The organism is Kitasatospora sp. NPDC022785, from assembly GCF_055561295.1.
Genome location: NZ_JBVHHB010000012.1, coordinates 43,383 through 62,927, shown reverse-complemented (window position 1 = coordinate 62,927; position 19,545 = coordinate 43,383). Strand labels below are relative to the sequence as shown.

Below are 19,545 nucleotides of genomic sequence, written 5' to 3'. Positions count from 1 at the left end.
CCGAACGGGCCCCGGTGTGCCCGGGCGGGCCTCAGCGCTGGACGGGAGCCGGAATGCCCAGCAGCCGGTCCCGGTGGACCGGGAAGTCGGCACGGGCCTTGGCCACCTCGGCCGGGTCGAACTCCACCGTCAGCACCTCCTCGCCCAGGCCCGCCTCGGCCAGCACCCGGCCCCACGGATCCACCACGATGCTGTGCCCGGCCTGCTCGACTCCACCGTGCGTCCCGGCCGTGTTGCAGGCCAGGACGAAGGCCTGCTCCTCGACCGCGCGGGCCCGGCTGAGCAGCGTCCAGTGCTCGCGCCGCCGCTCCGGCCAGGCCGCCGGGATCACCAGCAGCTGCGCGCCCGCGTCCAGCAGGGCCCGGAACAGCTCCGGGAACCGCAGGTCGTAGCAGGTGGCCAGGCCCAGGGTGCCGAAGTCGGTGGCGGCGGTGACGATCTCCTGCCCCGCGCCCATCACCACGGCCTCGCCGCTGTCGAAGCCGAAGCGGTGCACCTTGCGGTAGGTGTGCACCAGCTCGCCGTCGGGGGCGAAGAGCAGCGAGGTGTTGTAGATCGGCCCGTCCGGATCGCGTTCGACGATCGACCCGGCGTGCAGCCAGACGCCGGCGGCCCTGGCGGCGGCCGCCATCGCGTCGGAGGTCGGCCCGTCCAGCGCCTCGGCGCCGTCCGACCAGAGGTCGTACGCGAAACCGCCCAGCGGCCACAGCTCCGGCAGGACGACCAGGTCGGCGCCCTGCTGGGCCCGGACCAGGGCGGCCGCCCGGGCCCGCCGCTCGGCCGGCGGCTCGGCGTCGGAGACCGCGAGTTGGATCAATGAAGCGCGCACAGTACCACCGTCCACGGCAAGAGTCCTACGATCGTCACCCGAAAGCACTGCCCTGCTCTCACCCGGCAGCGTAACGTGCGGTTAGCGTGTGCGCCCGGAAGCCGGAGGAACCCGGTGGACCACGGAGCCAGGGCGCGCATGGCAAGGCAGCTGACGGAGGGCCGGAGATTCCCGTGACGGACAACCAGACCGTGCAGGCTTACACCGAGGCGTGGACGCGGTCCATCGAATCGATATCGGAACTGGTGACCCCTCTTCCGGAGGACTCCTGGAACCGGGCCACCGAGTGCCCCGGCTGGTCGGTACGGGACGTCGTCTCGCACGTCATCGCCATCGAGTCCGAGCTGCTCGGCGACCCGCGCCCGATCCACTCGCTCCCCCGCGACCTGCGGCACGTCACCAGCGAGTTCGCCCGCTACATCGAGCTGCCGGTCGACAAGCGCCGCTGCCACACCTCCGTCGAGCTGACCGGCGAGCTGGAGTACACGATCATCCGCCGCTCGCGCGCGCTGCGGAACGCCAAGCAGACCCCGACCGAGCCGGTCCGCTGGCCGGCCGGGCCGCACAGCCGGGACCTGCCGTACCACGAGTTGCTGCGCCGCCGGGCGTTCGACGTCTGGGTGCACGAGCAGGACCTCCGGCGGGCCCTCGGCGAGCCCGGCAACCTCGACGCCCCGGGCGCCCTGGTCTCCCGGGACGTCCTGCTGGAGCTGCTGCCCAAGGCCGTCGCCCACCAGGCCGGCGCCCCGGCCGGGACGGCACTGGTGGTCGACGTCACCGGCCCGGTGGAGTTCCTGCGCACCGTCCGGGTCGACGCCGGCGGCCTCGGCACGCTCGACGAGTCGATCAGCCTCGCCCCCGACGTCCAGCTCACCATGGACTGGGAGACCTACCTCCGGCTCGCCTGCGGCCGCGGCCGCCCCGGCCCGGTCACCGTCGAGGGCGACCAGGAGCTGGCCTCCCGCGTCCTGGCCAACTTCTCCGTCACGCTGTAGCGGCCGCGGTCACCCACCCGGCGTGCCCGCACCGCCGCACGCCGGGTGGTTCCCCTCGCGCCTCCGTACGTCAACTTGGTACCAGTACCCCAGCAGTTCGGCCTCGTTGTTCCGGGCAGTCGTCACCCGGAAGAAGGAGGGGCGTCCAGATGGACGACGAACAGACGCAGATGGTCCTGGTGCGGTCGAGCTTCCCGGTCACGGGGCAGCCGATCAGGGTCGTGATGATCGACGGCGAGCCGTGGTTCGTCACGGCCGACGTGTGCCGCGTCCTGGGCCGGGGAAACCCGACCGATGCAGTGAAGGTCCTGGAGGCACACCACCACCGGACGGTGGACCTGAGGGCCGTAACCCTTGTTCGGAACAAGGGTTACGACGTTTTTCCAGATCAGAAAGCCTATCGACGCGGAAATCCGCTGCTCGGAGTGGTGAGCGAGGCAGGCTTGTACGGGCTGCTCATGAGGTCGGACAAGGCTGCCGCACGCCCCTTCCAGGAGTGGGTCACCATCGACCTCCTCCCCTCCGTCCGCCGCGGCGACACCGACGTCCCCACCCAGCAGCGGCGGATGGCGGAGACCCTGGCGGAGGCGATCGGCCAGCAGGTGCAGATCATCGCCGGGCTCGACCACGACGGCGGGCCCGGCGTGCACGTGCACTCCGACGGGACGGTGCACTGCCGGCACGGGGAGATGGTCTTCACCGTGCCGAGCCGGGAGGAGGACGGTGGTCCGCCCTTCGGCGGCTACTTCTCCTGCCCGATCGTCGAGCGGGTCGGCATCCGGGGCGGCAAGGCGATCCCGGGCTGCCCGAAGCTCAAGCTCGTCGACCTGGTCCGCCTGATGGCCGCGGCGCCGGCACCGTCCCGGCTCGGTGACGGGCAGCTGCTCGTGGAGCTGCACGGCGCCCGGATCCACGGGACGGCTCGGCAGATCTCCGACCTGATGCGCGAGTACGGGCGCTGATCGAAAGGTGCCGAAAGGTGCCGGCCCTCAGGATCTCTGAGGGTCAGCACCTTTCCGCAGGTCGGAAACCCTACGCAGCCGCCACCACCTTGCGGCGGAGCCGGAAGATCATCACCGTCCCCAGCACCATGGGCACGTACAGCCAGCAGAACGCCCACCGGTACGCCTCCGCCGAGTACCCGCTGCCGTTGCCGGGGGTCAGGGCGTCGAGCAGGACGCCGATGCCGAATAGGGTGATCATCGTGCCGATGAAGCCGCCCATGTTGGCGATGCCGGAGGCGGTACCCAGGCGTTCGACGGGGTTGTGGGAGCGGGCGTAGTCGAGGCCGACCAGCGAGGCCGGGCCGTTGCTGCCCATCACCAGGATGATCCCGACCAGCAGCCAGAGCGGCGGGTGGCCGCCGGGCCAGGCGAGGGTGAGGGCCCAGCCGGCGGACGTGGCGGCGATGACGGTGAGCACGATCGGCATCCGCGCCCGGGCGGTGCGGCTGAGCAGCCGGCCGAAGAGCAGGCCGAAGGCCATGTTGCTGAAGACCAGCAGGGTGAGCAGCCCGCCCGCCTCGGCCCGGGACATGCCCTGCGCCTCGACCAGATAGGGCAGGCCCCAGAGCAGGCCGAAGGCGTTGCCGGGGAACTGGGTGGTGAAGTGCACCCAGAGCCCGAGCCGGGTGCCGGGTTCGCGCCAGGAGTCGCGGATCTGCTGCCCGACGGCCGGCCGGGGCGCCCGGGCTGCGGTGGCGGACGCCGGCGGACCGTCCGGGGCCTCCTGGAGGAACAGTGCGACCAGGGCGAAGACGGCGACGCCGAGCACGGCGATGGCGGCGAAGGTGGCCGTCCAGCCCTCGCGGTGCAGGGCCTGGGCGAGGACGACCGTGGTGACCAGGTTGCCGCCCATGCCGGCGAGCCCGGTCAGCTGGGCGACCAGCGGGTTCTTCGCGGCCGGGAACCAGCGGGCGGCGATCCGCAGCACGCTGATGAAGGTCATCGCGTCGCCGCAGCCCAGCACTGCCCGGGAGGCGAGCGCGGGGGCGAAGGACGCGGAGAAGGCGAAGGCCAGTTGCCCCAGGCTGAGCAGCAGGACACCGAGGAGCAGCACCCTGCGCGGGCCGAACCGGTCGACCAGCAGGCCGACGGGTATCTGCATGGCCGCGTAGACCAGCACCTGGAGGATGGAGAAGGTGGAGAGCGCGGAGGCCCCGATGGTGAAGCGCTCGGCTGCGTCCAGCCCGGCCACGCCGAGGCTGGTGCGGTGGATGACGGCGAGGATGTAGACGCTGACGCCGATGGACCAGGCCAGCCACGCGGCACGGCCGCCCGGCGGGGCGTGCGGGGTCGGGGCCGGGGACGGACCGGCGTCGACTCGGGGACCAGGGACTGTGATCGGACGGGCGGCGGAGGCAGGGTCCACGGGCATAGTGCACCCAGATTAGTCATCCCATCATTGGACGCCCAGGCCGGGGGGTCACAGGAGGTCGGACACGAACCACCTCAGCCGGTCACCGTCCATGAGACCGACCTGGTCATGTACCGGTCACGGAAGGCCTCGTCCCGGACCCAGTCGGTGGTGTCCCGCACGGTGGCCGTGACGGTGGCGCTCCGCCCGGGGGCGAGGTCCAGCTTGGCGGTGTCGAACCAGCTGCGGCCCGCCACCTGCGGCTCCACCGGGACGCCGTCCACCTTCCACTCGACCTGGAGCTGCCGGGCACCGGCCAGCGGCAGCGGGCGGACCTCAAGCCGGGGTCGGCCGGCGACCTCGCCGGGAGCGGGCTCCGGCGCGTCCGTCGGCCGGATCCGGCGGTAGATCTCCTCGACGATCGCCTCCCGCGAGGGCAGGTTGTAGGCGCCGCCGAGGGTGCGCATCACCGAGTCCGGAGTGGGCCGGTAGATCCCGTTGGCGCTCCGGTACGCCCCGACCGTCCCGGCGCCGTCCGGGGACTCCGCACCCAGCCAGCGCCACCACTTGGTCTGCTTGCGGCGCATCTCGTCGGCGTTGTCGGTGGAGAGGTTGGGGTAGTCGGCGTCGTCCGGCGCGCTGTCGTACTCGTCGCCGAGGTCACCCACGGTGTGCCCTATCTCGTGCTGGATGATCCGCCCGGCGTCCGCGCTGCCGCCGGCCAGGGTGGTCACCCCGGTACCGCCGGCGCCGCCGTACTCGCTGGAGTTGGCCAGCGCGATCAGGTACTGCGGGCCGTCGCCGTCCCCGGCGTAGCGGGCGGTGGCGCTCTCGTCGGCGCAGAGCAGCCGGGCGGTGCCCTCGCACCAGAAGTGCATGCCGAGCGGGGTGGCGGGGTTGCGGCCGCGACTCTCGGTCTCGGCGATGCCGGAGACCGGGGAGACCACCTCGACCCGCCTTATGTTGAAGAAGCCCTGGTAGCTGCGGAACGGCTCGATCTCCATCAGCGCCCGCCAGGCCCGGTCGGCCTGCTGCCGGAACGCGTCCTGCTCGTCGGCGGTGTAACCGTCGCCGAGCAGGACGAGGGTGATCCGGTTGGCCGGGTCCCCGGTCCGCCTTATGTCGACGGTGGGGGCGGCGGCGGCCGCACGCAGGTCGGCCCGCTGCACGGTGTGCGGCGGTACCGCCCGGTCGGCGGGGGCACCGGGCCCGATCACGCCGAACGGCGAGGGGCCGGCCAGCTCCAGGGCGGCGGGCAGTACGGCGGTGGACACCAGCACGAGCGCGGCCAGACTCCGGACGAGACGGCCAGGGTTGCCAGGCGGCATACGGGTGCGTCCTCGGGGATCCGGTCACCCGGCGTCGCCCGGGTGGTGGACGCGAAGACGTACCCGGCCCGGCGTGTCTCCCCTCCCGTCCGGCGAAAAAGTCACCGACCTGGCCGAACGACCGGGATCATCCCGGTCATACCTATGAGTCCGACCAGGTGGATGATTCTCACCGACCGTGACCTCATCGGCCCGCACCGGCGGCCTGGGTCCGGCCTCAGCCCCCGCACCCCGCCCGCGCACCGGCCCTCAGCCGTCCGCGCTCCGCCGCACGTCCAGCAGCAGATGGGTGGCCAGGCCGAACAGCAGACCCCAGAACGCCGAGCCGATGCCGAACAGGCTCATCCCGGAGGCGGTGGCCAGGAAGGTCACCACCGCCGCGTCCCGGCCGCGCTCCTCGGCGACCGCCGCGGCCAGGCTGCCCTGCAACGAGGCCAGCAGCGCGACCCCGGCGATCACCGCGATCAGCTCCTTCGGCAGCCCGGTGAACAGGCTCACCAGGACCCCGCCGAAGCTGCCCACCAGCAGGTAGAGCACGCCCGCGGACATCCCGGCGACATAACGACGGCGCGGGTCGGGATGGCTCTCCGGACCGGCGCAGATGGCCGCGGTGATCGCCGCCAGGTTGACGCCCGGCGAACCGAACGGCGCCAGCAGGACGGAGAGCCCGCCGGTGGCCCCGATCAGCAGCCGGTCGTCCGGCCGGTAGCCGAAGGCCCGCATCACCCCGAGGCCGGGGGCGTTCTGCGAGGCCAGCGCGACGATGGTGAGCGGCAGCGCCAGGCCCACCATCGCCGGCCCGGAGAAGGCCGGCACGGTCAGCACCGGCCGGGTCGGCCCGCCCTCGCCGAAGTGCAGCGGCAGACCGACGGTGACCGCCGCCAGCACCCCGCCGGCCAGCAGCGCGGCCGGGACGGCGTACCGCGGAGCCAGCCGCTTGGCCAGAAGGAACGCCGCGAAGCTGCCCAGCACCAGGGCGGGCGCTCCCTTCACCGCGCCGAAGATCCCGGCGCCGAAGGAGAACAGGATGCCCGCCAGCATCGCGTTGACGATCCCGGCCGGGATCGCCGCGATCAGGCGGCCGAACAGCCCGGTCACCCCGAACAGCGCCACCACCACCCCGCTCACCAGGAAGGCGCCGACCGCCTCCCGGTAGGGGTACGCGCCGAGGCTGGTCACCAGCAGCGCGGCGCCCGGGGTGGACCAGGCCGTGATCACCGGCGTCCTGGTCCACCAGCTGAGCAGCAGGCAGGTCAGCCCGCTGCCGACGGCCACCGCCCAGATCCAGGAAGCGGTCTGCGCCTGGTCCAGCCGCCCGGCGGCCGCCGCCGCGAGCACCACCACCAGCGGCCCGGAGAACGACACGACGATGCACACCAGCCCGGCCAGCAGCGCCGGGAGGGAGGCGTCACGCCGCAGCGAACGGCGCTCCTCCGGGTCGGTACGACGGTCTGCCGAACGGGTTATCAGCTCCTCTGCCATCCCGGAAGTATCGCGGAGACACGGCCGCGCCAGGCCGTTCGGAGATCTCCGGAAAAACTTCCGAACTCACCTGCAACCCCCTGCGGGGATGCGCGTCTATACGGATGAAGGCACGGAGAGCGAGACCGGCAAGGCCGGGGGGCGCTACCGCTCGACCACAGCGAGCGGACAGCCGGTCACCTTCACCACACCATCCGCACCATGACCCTGGGGAGACACGTCATGCACAAGTCCGTTATCACCACTTCTGAGAAGAACGTCCGCTCGCTCTCCGGCCGCCGCGGCCTCGCCACCCTCGCCGCCACCGTCGTCCTCGCGGGCGGCGTCCAGCTGCTCGCCACCGACACCGCCTGGGCCTGCGGGGACGGTCCGCAGGCGAAGGCCACCGCCGAGGCCAAGCCGGTCACCCCGGCCACCGCGCACAAGGGCGACCTCTCGGCCGGGTTCCACATGACCCCGGACGGGCAGAGCATCACCGCAGGGGGCCCGAAGCTCGAAGTCGGCGTCGGGGTCACCAACTTCACCGGCGCGCCGTACGAGAACGTCGCGCCCGTCCTCGCCCTCTACAACCCGAAGGGCGCCACGCGGATCGAGGACTTCACGGTCGAGGCGGCCACCCCCGGCGGCTGGAAGAAGCTGTCGCTCCGTCACGGCTGCGACCCGACGGTCTTCGCGGACACCAGCAGCCTGAAGGCCAAGCGCCTCGACGACGGCCGGGCCGCCAACTTCGGGTTCCGCATCTCCGTCGCGGCGAACGCCACCGCCGACCTGAACGAGCTCCAGGTCTACGTCGGCGGGAAGGCCGACGGCTTCCCCTCGGCGTCCGGTGGCTCCCACACCTTCAAGGTGGTGCGTTCCACCACCCCGGCCAAGCCGTCCGACAAGCCCACCGCCAAGCCGACGCCCTCCGTGACCGCCAAGCCGACCGCGAAGCCCGTCCCGGCCAAGCCCGCCGCCGACGCCACCACGGCGCCGGCCGCACCGGCCGCACCCGCCACCAAGGCCCCGGCCGCCACCCCCTCGGCCCCCGCCACCACCGCCCCCGCCACCACCGCCCCCGCCGGCACCCCCGAGCTCGCCCAGACCGGCTCCAGCTCCACCAACGGCTTCCTCGCCGCCTCCGCCGCCGCCTTCGTCGCCCTCGGCGCCGGCGTCCTGATCGCCGTGCGCCGCCTGCGTCCCCAGCGCTGACCGGCACGCACGGAAACCCGAAGGGGCCCTCCTCCGCACGGCGGTGCGGAGGAGGGCCCCTTTCATCGCTCCCGGGGTCGTCAGCCCCAGGTGATCAGACGCTTGGGCCGCTCCAGCAGCGCGGCCACGTCGGCCAGCACCTTGGAGCCCAGCTCCCCGTCCACCAGCCGGTGGTCGAAGGAGAGCGCCAGCGTGGTCACCTGACGCGGGACCACCTTGCCCTTGTGCACCCACGGCAGCTCCCGGACCGCGCCGAAGGCGAGGATCGCGGCCTCGCCCGGGTTGAGGATCGGGGTGCCGGTGTCGACGCCGAAGACGCCGACGTTGGTGATGGTGACGGTGCCGCCCTGCATGTCGCTCGGCGAGGTCTTGCCCTGGCGGGCGGTGTCGATCAGCTCGCCGAGCGAGGACGCCAGGCCCGAAAGGGTCTTGCCGCCCGCGTCCTTGATGTTGGGGACGATCAGGCCGCGCGGGGTCGCCGCGGCGATGCCGAGGTTCACCTGGCCCCGGATGACGATCTCCTGGGCCGCCTCGTCCCACTGGGCGTTGATCTCGGGGTGCCGCTTGATGGCGGTGAGCAGCGCCTTGGCGACCAGCAGCAGCGGGCTGACCCGGACGTCCCGGCCCAGCTCGCCGCTCTCCTTGAGCCGGCGGACGAACTTCATCGTGCGGGTAACGTCGACCTGGACGAACTCGGTGACGTGCGGGGCGGTGAAGGCCGAGGCCACCATCGCCTGAGCGGTCGCCTTGCGGACGCCCTTGATCGGCACCCTGACGTCGCCCGCGGCCTCGGCCGGCACGGCCACCGGCGCGGCGGCGGGCGCCTCCACCGGCTCCGCCACGGGGGCCGCTGCTGCGGCGGCCGCCGCAGAGGCGTGCGCGTGCACGTCCTCGCGGGTGACCACCCCGTCCGGGCCGGTCGGGGTGACGGCCCGCAGGTCGACGCCGAGGTCCTTGGCCAGCTTGCGCACCGGCGGCTTCGCCAACGGCCGCTCGCCGTTCTGCTGCTCCGGCACCACCGGCGACGGCACCACCGGCGCGGGCGCCGGCGCGACGGGCGCGGCAGGCGCGACCGGGGCCGGGGCGGCCGGAGCGGAGACCACGGTGGTCGTGGTCGTCCGGCGGGCCCGGCGCTGGGAGCCGCCGGTCCGCGGCCCGTAGCCGACCAGCACCTCGCGCCGCTCCGGCTCGGCCGGTTCGGCCTTCGCGGGAGCGGGAGCGGAGGCCGGCGCCGCGGCCGCCGGAGCAGCGGCAGGGGCCTCCCCCGCCACGGCGACCGAGATGATCACGGTGCCGACGTCGACCGTCGCGCCCTCCGGGAAGAACAGCTGCTCGACGACCCCGTTGAAGGGGATCGGCAGCTCCACGGCGGCCTTGGCGGTCTCCACCTCACAGACGACCTGGCCGTCCGTCACGGTGTCGCCGGGCTTGACGTACCAGCTGAGGATCTCGGCCTCGGTGAGGCCCTCGCCCACGTCGGGCATCTTGAACTCGCGGAGCGAGCGAACTTCGGTGGTCATCTTCGCTCCCCGGTTCAGTACGCGAGCGCGCGGTCGACGGCGTCGAGCACGCGGTCCAGGTCCGGCAGGAAGGCTTCCTCGACCCGGGACGGCGGGTACGGCGCGTGGTAGCCGCCTACCCGCAGGATCGGTGCCTCCAGGTGGTAGAAGCACCGCTCGGTGAGCCGGGCGGCCAGCTCGGCGCCCATGCCCAGGAAGACCGGCGCCTCGTGCACCACGATGCCGCGGCCGGTCCGCTTGACCGACTCCTCCAGGGTGGCGAAGTCCACCGGGGAGAGCGAGCGCAGGTCGACGACCTCCAGCCGGCGGCCGTCCTCCTCGGCGGCCGCGGCGGCCTCCAGGCACACCTTGACCATCGGCCCGTACGCGATCAGCGTGGCGTCCGCGCCGGGGCGGACGATCCGGGCGTCGTACAGGCCCAGGTCGGCGGCGTCGCCGACCTCGCCCTTGTCCCAGTACCGGCGCTTCGGCTCGAGGAAGATCACCGGGTCGTCGGACTCGATCGCCTGGCGCAGCATCCAGTGCGCGTCGTGCGCGTTGGACGGGGAGACCACCCGCAGGCCGGCGGTGTGCGCGAAGTACGCCTCGTGCGACTCGCTGTGGTGCTCGACCGCGCCGATGCCGCCCGCGTACGGGATGCGGATGGTGACCGGCATCTTGACGTGCCCGAGCGCGCGGGCGTGCATCTTGGCCAGCTGGGAGACGATCTGGTCGAAGGCCGGGTAGACGAAGCCGTCGAACTGGATCTCCACCACCGGGCGGTAGCCGCGCAGTGCCAGGCCGATCGCGGTGCCGACGATGCCGGACTCGGCGAGCGGGGAGTCGATCACCCGGCTCTCCCCGAAGTCCTTCTGCAGGCCGTCGGTGATCCGGAAGACGCCACCGAGCTTGCCGATGTCCTCGCCCATCAGGACGGTCTTCGGGTCGTTCTCCAGCGACTTGCGCAGCGCGTCGTTGAGCGCCTTGGCGATGCTGAGCTGACCGGCCATCAGAGGTTCTCCCCCGCCTCGAAGGAGGCCGCGTACTCGACGTACTCGGCCCGTTCCTCATCGACCAGCGTGTGCGGCTCGGCGTAGACGTGGTCGAAGATCAGGGTCGGGTCCGGGTCCGGCATGCTGCGCACACCCTCGCGCACCCGCAGCCCCAGCTGCTCGCTCTCGGCGTCGATCGAGGCGAAGAACTCCTCGTCGGCCAGGCCCTCCTTCTCCAGGAGCGCCTTGAGCCGGGTGATCGGGTCCTTGGCCTTCCAGGCCTCGGTCTCCTCGGAGGGCCGGTAGCGGGACGGGTCGTCGGAGGTGGTGTGCGCGCCCATCCGGTAGGTGAACGCCTCGATCAGCACCGGGCCGTTGCCGCTGCGGGCGTGGTCGAGCGCCCAGCGGGTGACGGCCAGGCAGGCCAGCACGTCGTTGCCGTCGACCCGGACGCCGGGGAAGCCGAAGCCGGAGGCGCGGCGGTACAGCGGGATCTTGGTCTGGGTGGTGGTGGGCTCGGAGATCGCCCACTGGTTGTTCTGGCAGAAGAAGACCACCGGGGAGTTGTAGACCGAGGCGAAGGTGAAGGCCTCGTTGACGTCGCCCTGGCTGGAGGCCCCGTCGCCGAAGTACGCGATCACCGCGTCGTCGGAGCCGTCCTTGGTGATGCCCATCGCGTAGCCGGTGGCGTGCAGGGTCTGCGCGCCGATCACGATGGTGTAGAGGTGGAAGTTCTTCTCGTTCGGGTCCCAGCCGCCGTGGTTCACGCCGCGGAACATGCCGAGCAGGTTCAGCGGGTCGACGTCGCGGCACCAGGCCACGCCGTGCTCGCGGTAGGTGGGGAAGGCGTAGTCGCCGGTGCGCATGGCCCGCCCGGAGCCGACCTGGGCGGCCTCCTGGCCGAGCAGCGAGGCCCACAGGCCCAGCTCGCCCTGGCGCTGCAGCGAGGTCGCCTCGGCGTCGAACCGGCGCACCAGCACCAGGTCGCGGTAGAGGGCGCGCAGCTCGTCCGGGGTGACGGTGAGCGGGTAGTCCGGGTGCTCGACCCGCTCGCCTTCCGGGGTGAGCAGCTGTACGAGCTCCGGCTGGGCGTCCGTACCCGTGGCGCGGAGGGTGTCAGGGACGCCGGGGGCCGCCTTCTTGCGAGCCCTCGCCGTGCTTTTGACGGTCACGTTCACTCCTCGGTCTGTCCGGCCGCCCGGGGTCGCCGGTGACCGGTCCGGTCACCGCCTCGCGGGGCGCGCGTGGGTGTGCGCACCGACTGCGAGGCAGGTGGTGATCCTTTTCCGACGGCGTCCCTCACGAGAACGTTACCCAGCGGCAGCCCTTGGCGCGCTTGCGCTAGGACGTCCTACTTGTTCAGGGTCTACAACTGCGGGTGTGGCGCAGCTCTCAATTCGGTCGCCTTCAGGACACCTGCGCACGTTATCCGGGCGAAGGCCCGTACGTAAGGGGGTTACCGGCATCGGTTTCCGCCGGTCTGGCCGGATCACGATCCCGTGGCGGTGCGGGCGATAGGTCTTTCGTACGGTGATATGGGAGGCTTTGTGGGTGACTGATAACGGACAAATCAGGGTATTCCTGCTCGACGATCACGAGGTGGTCCGGCGGGGCGTCCACGATCTCCTCTCGGTCGAGGACGACATCGAAGTGGTCGGGGAGGCCGGCACCGCCGCCGAGGCGATCACCCGGATCCCCGCCGTCCACCCCGACGTCGCGGTGCTGGACGTCCGGCTGCCGGACGGCAACGGCGTCGAGGTCTGCCGGGAGATCCGCTCCCGGCTGCCGGAGATCAAGTGCCTGATGCTGACCTCGTTCTCGGACGACGAGGCGCTGTTCGACTCGATCATGGCGGGAGCCTCCGGCTACGTCCTGAAGGCGATCCGCGGCACCGACCTGATCACCGCCGTCCGGGACGTCGCGGCCGGCAAGTCGCTGCTCGACCCGGTCGCCACCAGCCGGGTGCTGGCGCGGCTGCGCAACGGCGGCGAGAAGGAGGACGAGCGGCTGGCCCAGCTCACCAAGCAGGAGCGGCGCATCCTCGACCTGATCGGCGAGGGGATGACCAACCGCCAGATCGGCAACGAACTGCACCTCGCCGAGAAGACGGTGAAGAACTACGTCTCCAGCCTGCTCGCCAAGATGGGCATGGAGCGGCGCACTCAGGCCGCGGCCTACGTGGCCCGGCACCAGGCGGACCAGCACCAGGCCGACCAGCACCACTGACCCGGCATCACCCTCCCGCCGGCCGCGCGATTCGCGTCGCATGCAGAGAACTGACTGTTTGTCAAGGACCCCCGCCAGGGGGCCCTAACCTCAGGCTGTGACTTTCAGCCAGACCCTTGCCTGCGCCCCGGCCCGCCCCGACCTCTCCGCTCCCCCGATAGGGACCCTCAGCCCGCCCGTCCCGCACACCGCCCTGGCGGAAGTCCTGCGCCGCTACCGGGTCGGGCGGCTGCTGACCGCCGAGCCGGTCGCCGAGGGCCTGCTGAACCGGGGCTACCGCGTGACCACCGAGGCCGGGACGTACTTCCTGAAGTGCTACGTCGACGCCGCCACCGCCAACCGCCGGTCGATCGCCGGCCACCACCGCGCGATGGCCTCGCTGCGCGCCCTCGGACTGCCCGTCGCGCCCCCGCTGGGCTGTGCCGAACGGGCCGGCACGGTGGCCGCGTTCGGCGGCCGGCTGTTCGCGCTCTTCCCCTGGGTGGATGGCCGACACCGGCACGGTACCGACCTCTCCCTCCCGCAGTGCGACGCACTCGGCGCGCTGCTCGGCCGCCTGCACGGCGCACTCGACGACGTCTGCGCCCCGGTCGCACAGCCGGCCGGCTACCGCAGCGCCGACCCGCTGGACAGCGCCGCACTCGCCCGCGACCTACGGCGCCGCGCCCACGAGCACCGCCCGCACGACGAACTGGACGCACTGGTCGAACGACGCCTCACCGAACGGCTGGAGCTGCTCGCCGAGTACGCCCACCGGCGGCCGGCCCCGCAGGCCGCCCCGCCCACCGGCTGGACGCACGGCGACTTCCACGGCCTCAACCTGCTGCACCGGGACGGCCGGATCTCCGCCGTCCTGGACTGGGACAAGCTGGGGGTGCAGCCGCGCGCCGAGGAGGCCGTCCGCGCCGCCACCCTGGTCTTCCACGACCGGACGACGGGGGTGCTCGACCTGGTCCGGGTCCGGCACTACTCGCAGGCCTACCGGGCCACCGGGGCCGCCGGAGCGGAGCACCTGGCGGCCGCCGTGCACCGGGTCTGGTGGGAGCGGCTCAACGACTTCTGGATGCTCCAGTGGCGCTACCAACGGGCCGACCACCGGGCCGACCCGCTCTACCCCGCCTCGGCGGGCCAGTTGGCGTGGTGGTGCCAGGAGTACGAGCAGGTCCTGGACGCCTTCGCCAACTGACCCGGGAGGTCAGTTCCCGCCGCCGACCGGCGGGGTCACCGGCGGGGTCACGGGCTTCGTGGGCGGCGGCGCCTGGGTGCCCGTCGCCCCGCCGCCCCCGGGGCCGGTCGTCGCCGTGCCGGTCGCCCCGCCGCCTGTCGGGGTGCTGCTCGCCCCGCCCGTGGGCGTGCCGCTCGACGTCGGGGTCGGCGTCGGCGTCTTGGTCGCGCTGCCCGTCGGGGTCGGGGTCGGCGTGTGCTTGGGGGACTGGCCGACCGGCGGGCTCTGGTTGCTGTTGTTGTTGTCGGTCGGCTGTTGCGGCCGCCGGCTGGTGGTCGGCACGGTCGGCGCCGTGGTCGGGATCGGTCCCGTGGAGGGCGCGGTCGTCTCCGGCGTGACGACCACCGAAGCCGGCGTGCTGGGCTTCGGGTTCTGGTTGGGGTTGCCGTCGCCGCCGCTGAGCGCGAGTGCGATCCCGACGCCCGCCGCGACCAGCACCGCCGCGGCGCCGGCCACCCAGCCCCAGGGCCCGCGCCGCCGGCCGTCGTCGTGCCCGTCGCCGTCGTCCTCGCCGCCCGGGCCGTTGCCGCCCCCGTACGGTCCGCCGACGCCCTGGTAGGGCGCGGACGGCGTGTGCGGGCCGCCGGGCACCTGGTACGGCAGCATCGCGGTCGGGTCGCCCGGCACACCGGAGCCGGCCCCGAGCACGGCCGTCTCGTCGGTGCCGATCACCGGGGTGGCGCCGCTGTGGCCCTGGCCCGCGGCCGCCAGCCCGGCCGCCGCGGCGCCGGCCGCCCAGGCCCCGCCGGCGCCGTGCATCTCGCGCAGCGCGTGCTGGAGGTGGGCGCGGAACTCGTCGGCGTCCTGGAACCGGTCGTCCGGGTTCTTGGCCAGCGAGCGCAGCACCAGCGGGTCGAGGCCGGCCGGCACCCGGTGGTTGGCCTGCGACGGCGGCACCGGCATGTCCTGCACGTGCTGGTAGACCACCGAGAGCGGGGTGTCGCCGGTGAACGGCGGGCGCAGCGTCAGCAGCTCGAAGAGCATGCAGCCGGCCGCGTACAGGTCGGAGCGGTGGTCGACCGGCTTGCCGAGCGCCTGCTCGGGCGAGAGGTACTGCGGGGTGCCCATGACCATGCCGGTCTGGGTCATGGTGCTGGCGGTGCCGGTCAGCGCGCGGGCGATGCCGAAGTCCATCACCTTGACCGCGCCGGTGGTGGTGATGATGACGTTGGCCGGCTTGATGTCGCGGTGGACGATGCCGTGCCGGTGGCTGTAGGCCAGCGCCTCCAGCACCCCGGCGATGATGATCAGCGCCTGGTCGACCGGCGGCGCCTCCTCGTCCACCAGCAGCTCGCGGACGGTCCGGCCCTCGACCAGCTCCATCACGATGTACGGCGTCGACTCGTCGCCGACGTACTCCTCGCCGGTGTCGTAGACCGCGACGATCGAGTGGTGGTTGAGCGCCGCGACGGCGTGCGCCTCGCGGGTGAAGCGCAGCCGGGCGATGTCGTCCTGGGCGAGCTCGCCACGGAGCAGCTTGACGGCGACGGTCCGGCCGAGCCGGATGTCCTGCGCGGCGAACACCTCGGCCATACCGCCACGGCCGAGCCGGTGGGTCAGCCGGTAACGTCCGTCACCGACCGTGCCGAGCGGGGCCGCGGTGCCGCGGCCGGGCGTCTGCGGGCCGCCGCCGAACGGCGGGAGCGCAGTGGTGGCGGCGTTGTCGCCACCGGCGCCGGGCGCCTGCGGGGCACCACCGGCCGCCCGGGCACCCTCGTCGTCGTCCGGATGCTGCGTCTGTGCCATCGCTCCTCGCCCCGGGCCTTCGCTCGGATCGCGGTGCCCTGTCGCTTCGTGTCCCCGAACGCTACCGCCTCCGGCCGTCCCCCGTAGCACGCCCGATTCGGGCAGGCTGCATCAGAGCAGGCCATTCCGGTCGGCCGGGGTCTCCAGGTGGAGAACCGTGGCGGTCCGCTCGGCGCCGCGCGGGCTCGTGGCGCTGCTGTTGCTCTTCTCGGCCCTGGTCACCACGATGGCGATGATGATGATCGCGAGCACGATCACGCCGATGATGATGCCGACGATCACCAGCGCCGTGGAGCAGCCGCCGCTGTTCGACGCGGGGGCGGGCTGGAACGGCGGCATCGGCTGCGGCGGCGGGGTGTGCGCCTGCTGCGGGAAGGGCTGCGGGGTCTGGAAGGCCGGCGGAGGGGTCTGGAACGCGGGCGGCGGTGTCTGGAACGCCGGCGGAGGGGTCTGGAACTGCTGCGGGAAGGGCTGCGGCGACGGGGTCTGGAAGGCCGGCGGCGGCGTCTGGAACTGCTGCTGGAAGGGCTGCGGGGTCTGCGGCGCCTGCGGGGCGGCGTGCGCCGAGCGCGGGCCGTCGGTGATCAGCAGCGGGGTGCTGGCCGCCAGCGCGTTGCCGTTGCCGCCCTTCTCCACCGCGATCAGCCGCTCGGCCTCGTCACGCATCGCCGCCGCGCTCGGGAACCGGTGCGCCGGGTCCTTGCGCAGCGCCTGCGCGACGTACGCGTCCACCGCCGGGCTGACCGCCCGGTTGATGCTGGACGGCGCCGACGGCTCCTCCTGCACGTGCTTGTAGGCGATCGAGAACGCCGAGTCGCCGTCGAAGACCAGCCGGCCGGTGAGCATCTCGAAGAGCATCACCCCGACCGAGTAGAGGTCGGAGCGGGCGTCCACCGGCTTGCCGAGCGCCTGCTCGGGCGAGAGGTACTGCGGGGTGCCGACGACCATGCCCGTCTGGGTCATCGACGTGACGCCGCTGTCCAGCGCGCGGGCGATGCCGAAGTCCATGACCTTGACGGTGCCCTTGCGGTCGAACATGACGTTGCCGGGCTTGATGTCGCGGTGCACCAGGCCCTGGTCGTGCGAGGCCTCCAGCGCGTTCAGCACGCCGACGGTGATCCGCAGCGCCTCCTCGACCGGCATCGCGCCGTACTGCGCGACCGCGTCGTTGATCGCGTCCCGCAGGCCCTTGCCGTCGACCAGCTGCATCACGATGTACGGGGTGCTGGAGCCGTCCGGGGCGATGTCCTCGCCGCTGTCGTAGACGGTGACGATGTTGGTGTGCTCCAGCCGGGCCACCGACTGCGCCTCGCGGCGGAACCGCTCCTTGAAGGTGTCGTCGCGGCCCAGCTCGGCGTGCATGCTCTTCAGCGCGACCTGGCGGTCCAGCACGTTGTCGTAGGCGAGGTGCACCGAGGCCATGCCGCCCTCGCCGAGCACCCGCTGCAGCACGTACCTGCCGTTGCCCAGGGAGTGGCCCTCGACCGCCGCGTTGCCGTGCTCGCTCATGGTCCTCTGCTCCCCCTCGGCGCGGCCCTGCCGCCGCAACCGTGACGTTCGGTCTCGTCCGTGCGTGCTGCGGGCCCGGCCCGTCGGCCTGCCCGCCCCTGTCGCGGCGGCTCGCCCGGCGACGACAGGGGCTCAGGGTATCGGCTCACGGCGACAGTGATCGGCGCAGGGCCGACACTGTGTCCGAGCTGCGATCCACTACCCGGTGGTGCGGCGTGCGGTCGTCCGTCCGGCCCGGGTCGTGGCGGTACGTCCGACCTGCCCCCCCGACCGGGCCCGGCGCCGTCCCGGGTACGGGCCGCGGGTGACGGCCTACAGGTACGGGCCGGAGCGGATGCCGCGGCCCTCGCCGGGCTCCTCGCCCTCCACCTCGCCGCCGTGCAGACCGGGCGGCAGCGCCCGGCGCATCTGCTCCAGCTGCGCCCGCGCCGCCATCTGCTGGGCGAACAGCGCGGTCTGGATGCCGTGGAACAGCCCCTCCAGCCAGCCCACCAGCTGGGCCTGCGCGATCCGCAGCTCGGCCTCGGTGGGGATGGAGTCCTCGGTGAACGGCAGCGACAACCGCTCCAGTTCGGCGACCAGTTCGGGGGCCAGGCCGAGCTCCAGCTCCTTGATGGAGCTGGCGTGGATGTCCTTCAGCCGGGCGCGGCTGGCCTCGTCGAGGGGAGCCGCCCGGACCTCCTCCAGCAGCTGCTTGATCATGCTGCCGATCCGCATGACCTTGGCCGGCTGCTCCACCATCTCCGTCACCGGGAGCTCACGCGGCCCGTCACCGTCGTCGTCCCCCGTCGGGCCGGCGAAACCCTGGCCCACCGGCAGCCCGTCCGGTCCGACGATCAGCACCTTCTGGCCGTCCTGCGACTGCCCGCCCATGGCCTGGTACAGCTCCTGCGGCGAGCGCTCGTTCATCGGATTCGTCATGAACAACATTCTCCCTCACTGGGGTTGGTCGGACGGAAGCCCCCGGTCGCGCCGTCACCGGCCGTTCCGCCCGCCCGGGCACGACGGTACGCCCCCGCGCGGTGTCCCGGTATCCGTACGGATACTCAGTTCGCGCGCGGGGGCGGAGCGGACCCGCCCGGGCTCAGCCCTTGCGCAGGCGCAGGCCGATCAACCCCAGGCCGCAGCCGATCAGGCCGAGGCCCGCGCCCAGCGGCAGCTGGAGCGTCGAGGCGTCGCCCCAGCGGGCGGGGACGACGGCCGGGCCGGTGGCGGCGGCCTGCTGGGCGGCCTGGCCGGCCGCCAGCGTCGCGCTGTCGGCGGCGGCGTCGTCGGCCGGGGCGTCGGCGTCGGGCACGGCCGCGGCCTGGGACTGATCGGCCTCGGCCTGCCGGCCCGGCGCCCGGTCCGGCAGCCGGTCGGGGACCTGCGCGGGCGCCCGGTCCGGCGTCCGGTCCGGAGCGGCGTCGGCGCGCTCGGGCGCCGACGCCGGCCGGTGCCGGTGCCCGGCCACGTCCACCCAGGGACCGCCGGCGGCCGGCCAGGGGCGGACCCCCTGGTGCTGCGGCGGCGCGGCGGCCGGGCCGGAGGCCTCCGGCGAGGGCTGCGCGACCGGGCCCGGGGCGGCACTCGCCGAGGGCGCGGGCTCGGGTGCGGACGTGCCGGTCGGCGACGGCGCCGCGCCCGTCGTGCCCGTCGGGGTGCCTGCCGGCACCGGCGAGGCCTCGGGGGACGGGAAGACGGTCGTGGCCCCCGCGGACGGCGAGCCGGAGCGGCCGGGCCCGGTGGCCGGTCCGCTGCCGGGCCCGGACGACACGGCCGGCGCGGACGGCGCCGACGGCTCGGCCGGCTCGGCCTGCCCGGACGGCACGGAGGGCACGGACGGTTCGGACGGTTCGGACGGTTCGGACGGCACCCCGGACACCAAGGAGGTCCCCGCCCCGGCCGGCGGCTCCGAGGGAACCCCCGAGGCCGCCACCGCGACCGGCGCGACGCCCAGCGGCACGACGAGCCCGAGCGCCGCCAGCGTCAGCAGCAGCCGCAGGCGGCGGCCGCCCCGGCGATGGCCGGCGTCCCGGCGGAGGGGACGGCCCAGGGCCCGGATACAGCGGCAGGACGGCGCGGCGGGCAGCGGCCCGAGGAACGTCTTCGAAGGTGCGGCCACGGTCGAGGTCCTTCCGACGGCCGACCGCGCACAGGCGGGGTCGGCGGCGGGACAGCTCCCGACC

General features: G+C 73.4%; 16 protein-coding genes. 5 read left to right on the top strand and 11 right to left on the bottom strand.

Features of this window, described 5'->3' with window-relative positions:
• Nucleotides 1–31 precede the first annotated feature (31 nt).
• The gene (locus ACZ3YO_RS20500; RefSeq protein ID WP_465548596.1) at nucleotides 32–829 is read right to left on the bottom strand and encodes a carbon-nitrogen family hydrolase; all 798 of its coding nucleotides are present in this window, start codon (nucleotides 827–829) and stop codon (nucleotides 32–34) included.
• 173 nt (nucleotides 830–1,002) lie between these two features.
• Between ACZ3YO_RS20500 and ACZ3YO_RS20495 the strand changes: the two genes are divergently transcribed.
• Complete coding sequence (locus ACZ3YO_RS20495; RefSeq protein WP_465571116.1) at nucleotides 1,003–1,824, top strand: maleylpyruvate isomerase family mycothiol-dependent enzyme; 822 nt, start codon at nucleotides 1,003–1,005, stop codon at nucleotides 1,822–1,824.
• Between the two features lie 149 nt (nucleotides 1,825–1,973).
• The gene (locus ACZ3YO_RS20490) at nucleotides 1,974–2,786 is read left to right on the top strand and encodes a BRO-N domain-containing protein (RefSeq protein ID WP_465571113.1); all 813 of its coding nucleotides are present in this window, start codon (nucleotides 1,974–1,976) and stop codon (nucleotides 2,784–2,786) included.
• Between the two features lie 70 nt (nucleotides 2,787–2,856).
• Here ACZ3YO_RS20490 and ACZ3YO_RS20485 read toward each other — a convergent pair whose 3' ends face one another.
• The 3 genes from ACZ3YO_RS20485 to ACZ3YO_RS20475 all read right to left on the bottom strand — a co-directional run bounded on the left by ACZ3YO_RS20485 (nucleotide 2,857) and on the right by ACZ3YO_RS20475 (nucleotide 6,989).
• Nucleotides 2,857–4,200, bottom strand: coding sequence for an MFS transporter (locus ACZ3YO_RS20485; RefSeq protein ID WP_465571110.1), 1,344 nt, complete (start codon nucleotides 4,198–4,200; stop codon nucleotides 2,857–2,859).
• A gap of 74 nt (nucleotides 4,201–4,274) precedes the next feature.
• The gene (locus ACZ3YO_RS20480; protein ID WP_465571102.1) at nucleotides 4,275–5,507 is read right to left on the bottom strand and encodes a M64 family metallopeptidase; all 1,233 of its coding nucleotides are present in this window, start codon (nucleotides 5,505–5,507) and stop codon (nucleotides 4,275–4,277) included.
• Nucleotides 5,508–5,756: 249 nt separating this feature from the next.
• Complete coding sequence (locus tag ACZ3YO_RS20475; protein WP_465571089.1) at nucleotides 5,757–6,989, bottom strand: benzoate/H(+) symporter BenE family transporter; 1,233 nt, start codon at nucleotides 6,987–6,989, stop codon at nucleotides 5,757–5,759.
• A gap of 222 nt (nucleotides 6,990–7,211) precedes the next feature.
• Here ACZ3YO_RS20475 and ACZ3YO_RS20470 point away from each other — a divergent pair, with 222 nt between their 5' ends.
• On the top strand, nucleotides 7,212–8,180 hold the full coding sequence (locus tag ACZ3YO_RS20470) for an LPXTG cell wall anchor domain-containing protein (protein WP_465571086.1): 969 nt from the start codon (nucleotides 7,212–7,214) through the stop codon (nucleotides 8,178–8,180).
• Between the two features lie 80 nt (nucleotides 8,181–8,260).
• On the opposite strand, the gene ACZ3YO_RS20465 is transcribed toward ACZ3YO_RS20470, so the two are convergent.
• From ACZ3YO_RS20465 to pdhA, 3 genes are read right to left on the bottom strand one after another with little or no spacing between them, the layout of a single operon-like run.
• Complete coding sequence (locus tag ACZ3YO_RS20465) at nucleotides 8,261–9,700, bottom strand: dihydrolipoamide acetyltransferase family protein (RefSeq protein WP_465571084.1); 1,440 nt, start codon at nucleotides 9,698–9,700, stop codon at nucleotides 8,261–8,263.
• A gap of 14 nt (nucleotides 9,701–9,714) precedes the next feature.
• The gene (locus tag ACZ3YO_RS20460) at nucleotides 9,715–10,689 is read right to left on the bottom strand and encodes an alpha-ketoacid dehydrogenase subunit beta (RefSeq protein ID WP_465555178.1); all 975 of its coding nucleotides are present in this window, start codon (nucleotides 10,687–10,689) and stop codon (nucleotides 9,715–9,717) included.
• Nucleotides 10,689–11,843, bottom strand: a complete 1,155-nt coding sequence (gene pdhA, locus ACZ3YO_RS20455; protein WP_465571082.1) for a pyruvate dehydrogenase (acetyl-transferring) E1 component subunit alpha — start codon at nucleotides 11,841–11,843, stop codon at nucleotides 10,689–10,691. Before pdhA ends, ACZ3YO_RS20460 begins: the two co-directional genes overlap by 1 nt.
• Before the next feature lie 379 nt (nucleotides 11,844–12,222).
• On the opposite strand from pdhA, the gene ACZ3YO_RS20450 reads away from it, so the two are divergent.
• Both ACZ3YO_RS20450 and ACZ3YO_RS20445 read left to right on the top strand, forming a co-directional pair.
• The gene (locus ACZ3YO_RS20450; protein ID WP_465555181.1) at nucleotides 12,223–12,897 is read left to right on the top strand and encodes a response regulator; all 675 of its coding nucleotides are present in this window, start codon (nucleotides 12,223–12,225) and stop codon (nucleotides 12,895–12,897) included.
• 97 nt (nucleotides 12,898–12,994) lie between these two features.
• Nucleotides 12,995–14,083, top strand: coding sequence for a phosphotransferase (locus ACZ3YO_RS20445; RefSeq protein ID WP_465571079.1), 1,089 nt, complete (start codon nucleotides 12,995–12,997; stop codon nucleotides 14,081–14,083).
• A 9-nt stretch (nucleotides 14,084–14,092) separates the two neighbouring features.
• On the opposite strand, the gene ACZ3YO_RS20440 is transcribed toward ACZ3YO_RS20445, so the two are convergent.
• The 4 genes from ACZ3YO_RS20440 to ACZ3YO_RS20425 form a co-directional block, all read right to left on the bottom strand.
• Nucleotides 14,093–15,868 carry a protein kinase domain-containing protein gene (locus ACZ3YO_RS20440; protein WP_465571077.1) on the bottom strand — a complete coding sequence of 592 codons (1,776 nt, stop codon included), beginning with the start codon at nucleotides 15,866–15,868 and terminating at the stop codon, nucleotides 14,093–14,095.
• 111 nt (nucleotides 15,869–15,979) lie between these two features.
• On the bottom strand, nucleotides 15,980–17,377 hold the full coding sequence (locus tag ACZ3YO_RS20435; protein ID WP_465571074.1) for a protein kinase domain-containing protein: 1,398 nt from the start codon (nucleotides 17,375–17,377) through the stop codon (nucleotides 15,980–15,982).
• 312 nt (nucleotides 17,378–17,689) lie between these two features.
• A complete protein-coding gene (locus ACZ3YO_RS20430) occupies nucleotides 17,690–18,298 on the bottom strand; it encodes a bacterial proteasome activator family protein (protein ID WP_465555188.1) in 609 nt (202 codons plus the stop codon).
• Nucleotides 18,299–18,461: 163 nt separating this feature from the next.
• Nucleotides 18,462–19,481: a hypothetical protein gene (locus ACZ3YO_RS20425; RefSeq protein WP_465571070.1), complete on the bottom strand. Its 1,020-nt coding sequence runs from the start codon at nucleotides 19,479–19,481 to the stop codon at nucleotides 18,462–18,464.
• Nucleotides 19,482–19,545 lie beyond the last annotated feature (64 nt).